8 protein-coding genes are annotated in these 8,490 nt (G+C 39.9%); all 8 read left to right on the top strand.

The window, feature by feature from the left end:
• Positions 1 to 570 precede the first annotated feature (570 nt).
• Positions 571 to 1,767 (top strand): helix-turn-helix domain-containing protein, encoded by a 1,197-nt coding sequence (locus FDP09_RS15030; RefSeq protein WP_137403452.1) that lies wholly within the window; start codon positions 571 to 573, stop codon positions 1,765 to 1,767.
• Between the two features lie 198 nt (positions 1,768 to 1,965).
• Positions 1,966 to 3,066, top strand: a complete 1,101-nt coding sequence (locus FDP09_RS15025) for a helix-turn-helix domain-containing protein (protein ID WP_137403451.1) — start codon at positions 1,966 to 1,968, stop codon at positions 3,064 to 3,066.
• 161 nt (positions 3,067 to 3,227) lie between these two features.
• Positions 3,228 to 3,956: a DUF2092 domain-containing protein gene (locus FDP09_RS15020; RefSeq protein WP_137403450.1), complete on the top strand. Its 729-nt coding sequence runs from the start codon at positions 3,228 to 3,230 to the stop codon at positions 3,954 to 3,956.
• Positions 3,957 to 3,978: 22 nt separating this feature from the next.
• A complete protein-coding gene (locus FDP09_RS15015) occupies positions 3,979 to 4,938 on the top strand; it encodes a DUF6515 family protein (protein ID WP_229683377.1) in 960 nt (319 codons plus the stop codon).
• 82 nt (positions 4,939 to 5,020) lie between these two features.
• Complete coding sequence (locus FDP09_RS15010; RefSeq protein ID WP_137403448.1) at positions 5,021 to 5,851, top strand: tetratricopeptide repeat protein; 831 nt, start codon at positions 5,021 to 5,023, stop codon at positions 5,849 to 5,851.
• Positions 5,852 to 5,876: 25 nt separating this feature from the next.
• Positions 5,877 to 6,524, top strand: a complete 648-nt coding sequence (locus tag FDP09_RS15005) for an OmpA family protein (RefSeq protein WP_137403447.1) — start codon at positions 5,877 to 5,879, stop codon at positions 6,522 to 6,524.
• 116 nt (positions 6,525 to 6,640) lie between these two features.
• Positions 6,641 to 7,378, top strand: coding sequence for a porin family protein (locus FDP09_RS15000; RefSeq protein ID WP_137403446.1), 738 nt, complete (start codon positions 6,641 to 6,643; stop codon positions 7,376 to 7,378).
• Between the two features lie 25 nt (positions 7,379 to 7,403).
• Entirely contained in the window at positions 7,404 to 8,444 is a 1,041-nt protein-coding gene (locus tag FDP09_RS14995; protein WP_137403445.1) for a hypothetical protein, read from the top strand.
• The last annotated feature ends 46 nt before the right edge of the window (positions 8,445 to 8,490 follow it).

The raw sequence follows: 8,490 nt of genomic DNA, 5'->3' as shown, positions 1-8,490 counted from the left end.
AACAATTTTTCTTTATTATTTGAATTTCAAAAATTAGTTCTTCGCGGGTTTGGAACAATTCGTTAAATTTTTGCAAAAAACATAGCTTATCGCTCAAAATAGGTAAAAAACAACTGTTTGCTAAAAGACAAAAAAACCAAAAACACCTTTACATATACAAATTTCACCAATTAAACATGAAATTCGGTTCATTCTTTTATTTCATAAATTATTAATAATTTAAATATTTTTTATAACTTAACAGTGTTGTATATTTGCGAAGAAATTTTAGCCGTATAATCAATAACCCGAATAAATTTTCAATAACTAGTATTTATTAATATATTCAAGTATATAAAATTAAAAAAAATGATATTTTTAACTATATAAAAGCATAAAGAGCCGATTACAAATTGTGCTTGAAAGGAAATTAAATATACGTGATCAAGCATATTTAAAATAGATAAAATACAACGCGAAAATTAGTACAAATAGCCAATTTTTCTCTATTATGAGAGATTATATTCGGTGAGAATTGCAATTTATTAATGATACCACTGTTATTATCTAACACTTAGCTTTTTAGAACTTATGAACGTAGAATTTACCCCTATCCTTCTTACCCACTTACTCGCCATTACTGTGGGAGTGATTACCATTATCATCCTTTGGGCTTTTCCCAATAAGCGGAATAAATCACGGAAACTGTTAAGTTGGTCATTTTTCGTTTTGACCTGCAGTCTGGTATATGCTACCCTTATCCAAAGCGAATTTATACTCAATATTACCTCTGCCTACAGCGTAGGCAGTATCATTTGTTTTCTTTTCATGCCAATGGCCTACTTATATGTGAGGGGAGTTTTAAATAAAGAGTATCCCAAAATCAAAGATTCATTGCATTTTGCCCCGTTTTTTCTATTCCTAATCAACAACATCCCCTATTTAATTTTACCTTACGAAAAACAGCTTAACCTACTTCAGGAACAAATACTTCATGGAGGTATTGGAGAATTATCTACCTATTCACTGATCTCGATTCCTAATGAAGCAAATATCCTTATTTATCATATTGCATTTGGTATCTACTGGCTGCTTCAGGTGTGGGTGATTATTTCGTTTATCAAACATGGTGATGAGGACGTAAAGGAGGAAAACAGCCATGCGGTCAATTGGCTGTTTTTCTTCTGCAGCATTCAGTTCCTACTGTTCTATCCCTATTTTATAAATAGCTACAATCCTTTTCAGATGTCCGCATATGCCAATTTTAGTGAAGTAGGCGGTGCCTTGTGTGTAATTTTGTGTGCGGGATATCTATTCTGTAAACCAGAGATTCTTTATGGGTTTTCAGAAGTGCTTTCCCCCATCAAGGAGACCTCAGTACAACCCCTAAAAAGTCCGAAAGCAGAAAAATCCAGTAGTTATTCTTCAAAATTTTTAAGTGAGGCAAGGATCATTGAATTAGATTCAAAACTATCCGACCATATCCAAAACAACACCCCTTATCTTAATCAAGGCTATAATCTTAAAGACCTTTCAGACGACTTGAATGTCCCCCTTTATATTATCAGTTCCTTTATCAATAAAGAAAAGGGCCTGAATTTCAATGATTTTTTAAACAAATACCGCATTGAATATTGTAAAGAAAAAATCAAAAACGGTGAATGGAAAAACATTACTTTGGAAGCTTTGGGTTACGATTGTGGTTTTTCCAATCGCAATTCCTTTACCTCTGCATTTAAAAAATGGGTTGGTAAAACTCCATCTGAGTTTATAAAAGAATATAAATAATCATTGATTTTCACAACATTATAATTCTTTGCATCAATTACTTTTTATTAGTCAACATTAATTTTACATATCCTTAAATTTAGGTAAATGATGTTTTCTGGATCATTCACCAGAGCTAAAGTATAACCTTCCTGGTAAATACATACATGACATCGTTAATTAATACTAGTGTTGTATTAGTTTGTTTAATAGTTAAACATGCCAGAACTCTTAACAATGTACTCCATCGTTTCATTTGTGGTGGCTGTCACTGCCATAATGATAGCGGGTATCCTCTGGTGGTATCCGAATATGGTCGAAGAACAAAGGAATCCCAAAAGGATACTTTCGCTTGCATTTTTGGCACTTTCTATATGGCATGTGTTTCAATTCATTGTTTTCACGTACTTGGAGCCAGGCGACTACTACTTTCTTAATACAGTAATGCTTATCAGCATGGCTTTGTTCATGCCATTGACTTACCTCTATTTTTACACTTTGGCCTTTTCCCATTACGGAAAATCCATTTTGATCCATTTGGTACTACCTATTACGATTGGCATAATCGGCTTACATTATAGCAATAGAAGCAATGCCATTTCATCCGACCTTCCGTTTTTGCTGATCCATTTACAGATGATTATCTACTGGATCATGGAAATAAACCTGGTATTTAAATTACTGTCCATCAGCAAACAAGGTTTGATTCACATTAACAGCCATTGGTTGCGGTGGACCATTCTTTTCTTATCCGTCCAAACATTGCTATTCTTACCCTATCTCTTGGTTAACATAGCCGGAATCCCCTTACCTCCTTTGCTCCAATCAGAAATTATGGCAATGGTAGGCAGCTTTCTTTTATGCCTTTCATTATTCTTCCAGCCTTTACTATTGTTTGGAATCAGGGATATCAAACCCAAGGACTTTTCAGACAAAATGCACCTGAACCTTCTGGCCAAAAACCTAGATAGACCTGGGGTTAACCTAAGCCTTGAAGAGCAACACATCGAACGATACATTTCCAAACACCACCCTTATTTAATGAAGGATATCACCTTCGGAAATATGGCTGAGCAAATTGGAGTGTCAAGGAATTGCCTGAGTAACTATATGAAAAAGAAAGGGGTGAATTTTGAGGAATTTATAAATGTCAAGCGAATACTCTTTAGCCAGAACATCATCAAGGAAAGGGCATACCATGACATGACCCTGGATATGCTAGCCAAACAAAGTGGCTTTATGGACAGAAAGAGTTTCATCTCTTCTTTTAAAAAACACACAGGCTACAATCCCACTGATTATATAAAACACTTCTTCTGACCCCTTCCTAGATTCTGGATGCCAAAATCTATAAAAGTTGGCAGGTGTACATTTTTATGATAAGTCCAGTGGGCAAATAGTTAGTAACTTAATGGTAGATATAGATTATGGCTTGAATTCTCCATCAATGGGCAACTTTTGCCTCATAAAGTATATTTCAAATGAAAAAACTAATATTGGCAATTTACCTCATCCTTCCGCTGAGCAGTTTTGCTCAGGAAAGTGATATTGATTCTGTCGCCGTATTTATTCTGGATCATATGAGCGCGGTGATCGGAGACATGGAATCTTGTCGCTACAAGTTGTCCACCTCTAGCGACATCCCTAGTGCTAAAGTAAAATATTCGAAGGAATACACGGACAATGAAGTGTTCATGCAGGGACCTGACAAAATGCTCGTCCATCAAAAAGGTCACAAAGGCCATCGTGGCTTTTTTTACAATGGAGAATTCTTCACCCACTATTCTTATAGTGAAAATAATTATACCACGGTTCATGCTCCTGACGATATCATCACCATGATAGACTCCATGAACTATAATTATGGTGTCGAGTTTCCCGCAGCAGATTTTTTCTATCCCACCTTTACCGATGATCTTTTGACACACTTTGATACGCTGGTTTACCTGGGTACCAAGTATGTAAACGGCAAGGATTGTTTTCACATCGCCGCCAGTAATCAAGAACAAAGCGTCCAAATTTGGATTGCTAATGATGCCATGAATTTGCCAGTGAAGTTTCTGATTACAAACAAGGAAAAAGCTTTGGCTCCTCAATATGAGGCGACCTTCAGCGATTGGGAAATCAATCCGGATCTCCCAGCAACGATTTTTGAATTCACGCCACCTCCCGGGGCAAGACTGATCGCAATACTTCCAAAACCTCATTAACTGTTCCACCATGAATTATAAGATGAAAAATTTATCCAAACTGATGTTATTTTGTGGGATCGTTGCCATGCTCTGGATTCCAGACATGGCGGAAGCCCAGCGACTACGACATGGTGGAGGCTCCTCGCGTGGGGGAGCTATGTCCAGACCTGCAGGAAATAGAAGTATCAACGGAGGAGCACATCGCTCCCCCTCACGGCCCTCCAATCTCCAAAACCGGAATTTTTCCAACAACAGAAGCCAAACCAATAATTTTAGAAATCAAAATAACAGAAATAGTAACGTAAGGAATACGAATAACAGAAACAATAATACCCGGGTTTCCAATATCAAAAGCAATAACAGGACTGGCAATAATAATCGCATCAACATTGACAATAGCACCAATATCAATGTCAATAGAAACGTCCGTAGGAATGTAAACAGGCGCAGTACAGTGGTAATCCGCAATCCTAGGCCATACAACAGACCTCCCTATCGATATGGCGGATTCAGCTTTTACTGTTATCGACCCTACTTCTACCATCCTTTCGTCCCTTATTATTGGGGGCCTGTTTGGCATCCGTGGGGATTTTTTATAGCCTCATTGGCAGCTACCGCGATCGTGATATCCATTGAGAATGAAAAATACCATTACGATCAAGGGGTCTTTTACCAAGAAAACAACGGGGGTTATACGGTAGTGGAGGCTCCATCAGGTGCCACTGTAAAAACCATCCCGAGTGGATCTGAACAAGTAGTCATCAATGAAACCACCAATAATTACTATTACGGCGGCACATACTATGAAAAATCAGATGATGGATATACGGTCGTCCCTCCCACATCAGGATCAGTGGTGACCAACCTCCCTGAAGGAGCCGAAGAAGTAAAGGTAGGTGATCAGACATATGTCAAATACGGCGACACCTATTACCAGCCCGTTCAGGTAGATGGTAAAAATAAATACGAGGTAGCTGATGTCCAAGATGCAGATCAATGATGAGCTTAACATCAGCGAACAGGAACGCATCCCAAAGATTTTTAACATAAAAATGGCGTTTTCCAACTAAATGTAAAACAGTATGAAAGGATATTTTCTCGCATTGCTCATCTTTGTTGGCGGTGCAATAAGCCATACCAGCTATTCCCAGACATTTACCATGGGAAAAAAATGCAGGGCCTTGCTCGATGAGGCCAAAACCTTATTGAATAATGAGGCATATGCTGAGGCTTTGGCAAAACTGGATGAATTTAGCGGCAGCTGTAAAACCAAAGATGCCAAGGAACAAGGAGCTATAAACAAAGCCGAAGCGTATAATAACCTAGGGCAATACGAAAGCGCCATCAAAGAAGCTGATTATGCCCTTGATGTCACCAAGGACCGAAGTCTGGAAGGACACTTCCAAAAAGGCATCGCCTTACAAAATCTAGGGGATGTGGAAGGGTCAAAACAGGAGCTTGGCAAAGTAATCCAGCTGACAGAAAAAAACCAAAACACTTCAGAAAGGGCCAATAACTACGCGTTAATGGCGAGGGTATATGCCCGTCAGCTGAACGAGGAGGATTCTGCCATGTATTATTTGGACAAGGCCATGGCCCTGGCACCTGAAAACACCGACATCATCATCCAGAAGGGCGATTTATACCTTTACTACAACGAATACCAAGAAGCATACACCACATACGATCAGGCCTTGGCCCTTGGCCATGAGCCGCTTGATGTCTATCAAAGCCGAACACAAGTAGGTTTAAAAAAGATGGAAAACAAATATGGTACTACCAAGGTGCAAGAATTAAGAAAAAAAATGACTGATGAGGAAAAATCCACCCTCTGCTCAGATATCCAAAAAGGGCTGGACTTAGGCTGGAAGGACATGAGCATGGACATGTTTTCGGCTATGATTTGCCAATGAACTCACAACAAATAAAACACTCATTATGAAAAAGTTAACCATTTACGCAATCATTGTCCTGCTTATGGCGAGCTGTGCCAATTGGAATAGCCAACAAAAAGGAACGGCCATTGGCGCAGCAGGTGGTGCAGCGGTGGGAGCAGCTGTATCCAAGGGAAGTATTTGGGGTGTACTCGCTGGAGCAGCTATCGGCGGCACCGCGGGTAACCTGATCGGAAAAAAAATGGACCAACAAGCCAAAGAGCTCCAACAGGCCATCCCTACTGCTGAGGTAAAAAGGGTAAACGAAGGGATCAACGTCACTTTTGATGCAAGCTTGGTCTTTAACATCAATTCTTCCAACCTTAGTGACAGCTACAAAGAAGACCTTCTAAACGCCATTCCGGTATTCCAGAAATATCCCGACACCAATATCCTGATCGAAGGACATACCGATGATACGGGATCGGATGAATTTAACATGCAGCTTTCGGAAAAAAGGGCAAAAGCCGTTTCAGCTTTTTTGGCACAAAACGGTGTGGACAGGTCCCGGCTTGTGGAAAAGTGGTATGGAGAAACCCAGCCCAAGTATCCCAATGACAGCGAAGAAAACCGTATCAAGAACCGACGGGTAGAGATGGCCATTTTTGCCAATGAAGACATGAAAGAAGATGCAAAAACAGGTGATTTATAGCCCACCTTTAGCTAGAAAATCAGGGGCACAAACCTGTTTCATATTGGCAGGTCATAACTGAAATGAAGCAGGTTATTCAAATAACTAACTAAAACATAACATACTAAATCAACTGGATGGCAGTAGAATATATAAAAAAACTATTTCTTACACTTTTACTATGTCTATTGTTTCAAGTTAGTCATGGCCAAGTACTCATTTCCCTACTCTTTGGTGATAAGCTCAATTCAGACAAAATAGAGTTTGGCCTGGACGGAGGCATTGCATTCACCCAACTCCAAGGCCCTGCCGCTTCGGATATGACCAATGCACTGCATTTAGGGTTTTATTTTGATTTTTACTTGAAAAATCAGCTACAGCTTCATACTGGAGTAATCGTAAAATCCACCATGGGCGCCAAAGGGATCCCCCCCTATGCGCTGGGTAACCAAGATTTGGATAACCTTTTGTCCACGGCCACTGTCCGGCGGAAACTTGGTTATTTTAATGTACCTGTATTGCTCAAATACCGATTTAAAAACAGCAATTTCTACGTAGAAGCTGGTCCCCAACTTGGGTGGCTGCACAAAGCGTATGATGAATTTTCGGACAGTATTTTGGACGAAAATGATTTGCTATATGAACACAAGATCAAAGACAATATCAAAAGGCTGGATTTTGGCATGACAGGAGGAATCGGATACCGCCTTATGAAAGGACATGGAATGAACCTTGGCATCCGGTATTACCTTGGCATGGTAAACATCAATAAATCCATGCCAAATGACCTCTACAACCGCTCTTTATACCTAAGCGTGGGTATTCCCATTGGAGCCGGAAAAGCAGAGAAAGATGCCGTCAAGACAGCCTATTAACTATTAGTAAACTAAACCAATGATCATGAAATGGTGTAAACTTGGAATATTATTTCTCCTCTTCATTTGCGCAGCTAACGCTGTTTCTGCCCAAGGAATCAATAAATCAGAAAATCCGTATTACAAGCCTTATTTTGATAGCTTAAAAAACCTTGAATGGCCATATACATTTCCAATCTTGGGAAAACAAGCTTATAAAAAAGGTTATGATCTCCCTTATGGATACGGAATCAGTGGTATTTATTTCACTCAAACACAGGAAATTGTCATCCAGTCCATTTTGTTGGGCTTCAATGGAAGTGAACAGTTGGACTTTAGCGATTTCATCACCTTTGGCCCCACTACAGCAGCGACCAACGCCTACACGATCCGTCCGGACATTTGGGTTTTGCCTTTCTTAAACCTTTACGGGATGATCGGCGGAGGGACTACCGACACAAATGTCAGTTTACTGGATCCCATCGGTCTAGAGACTAATCAACATTTCAAGGCAACTTCATTTGGGCTGGGGGCTACACTCAGTGGTGCCGTTGGTCCATTTTGGATGGCTTGGGACAATAACTACAACTTCGTCGATGTGGATGTGGTCGTGGAGCCCATCCCGGCTTTTAACAGTAGCTTCCGGTTGGGGCATTCCATTCTGAATCCTTCTGATCCCGAAAAATCACTTTCCGTATGGGCAGGGGTATTTTATCAATCCATTTCCAATGACACCAAAGGAAGCATCAACATTCAGGAAATCTTCCCTGAAATTGGTGAAGGGGGATTGATCAATTATATGCGTGACTGGGCGACTACCTTACCCCCTGGGCAGCGTGTCGTGGCCAATCAGATCATTGACAAAATGGAGGACATCTCCAATGGTATAGATCCCGGAAATGCTGTCATTGATTACACGCTTGACAAGAAAGTGGCCGCCCCTTTTAATCTAATTCTGGGTGCTCAGTACCAGTTCAACAAGAATATTATGTTAAGAAGTGAACTCGGTGTTTTTGGCAAGAGAAGTCAATTCTTGCTCAACCTAAACTACCGCTTCCCGGGATTTAGAAAAAACCCCAATAAATAGCCCTCAGGTACAGTTTGATTACTGTCAATAATTCAATATTACCGAT

Origin of the sequence: Echinicola rosea, from assembly GCF_005281475.1 — a bacterium.
GTDB classification, from domain to species: Bacteria; Bacteroidota; Bacteroidia; order Cytophagales; family Cyclobacteriaceae; genus Echinicola; species Echinicola rosea.
The sequence above is the reverse complement of the archived record's forward strand: the minus strand, read 5'-3'. Positions and strand labels throughout refer to the sequence as shown.

What these genes read in the sequence shown, in the direction of transcription:
- FDP09_RS15030 (WP_137403452.1), top strand. Translation starts at nt 571, where the DNA reads ATGAACGTAGAATTTACCCCTATCCTTCTTACCCACTTACTCGCCATT.
- FDP09_RS15025 (WP_137403451.1), top strand. Translation starts at nt 1,966, where the DNA reads ATGCCAGAACTCTTAACAATGTACTCCATCGTTTCATTTGTGGTGGCT.
- FDP09_RS15020 (WP_137403450.1), top strand. Translation starts at nt 3,228, where the DNA reads ATGAAAAAACTAATATTGGCAATTTACCTCATCCTTCCGCTGAGCAGT.
- FDP09_RS15015 (WP_229683377.1), top strand. Translation starts at nt 3,979, where the DNA reads ATGAAAAATTTATCCAAACTGATGTTATTTTGTGGGATCGTTGCCATG.
- FDP09_RS15010 (WP_137403448.1), top strand. Translation starts at nt 5,021, where the DNA reads ATGAAAGGATATTTTCTCGCATTGCTCATCTTTGTTGGCGGTGCAATA.
- FDP09_RS15005 (WP_137403447.1), top strand. Translation starts at nt 5,877, where the DNA reads ATGAAAAAGTTAACCATTTACGCAATCATTGTCCTGCTTATGGCGAGC.
- FDP09_RS15000 (WP_137403446.1), top strand. Translation starts at nt 6,641, where the DNA reads ATGGCAGTAGAATATATAAAAAAACTATTTCTTACACTTTTACTATGT.
- FDP09_RS14995 (WP_137403445.1), top strand. Translation starts at nt 7,404, where the DNA reads ATGAAATGGTGTAAACTTGGAATATTATTTCTCCTCTTCATTTGCGCA.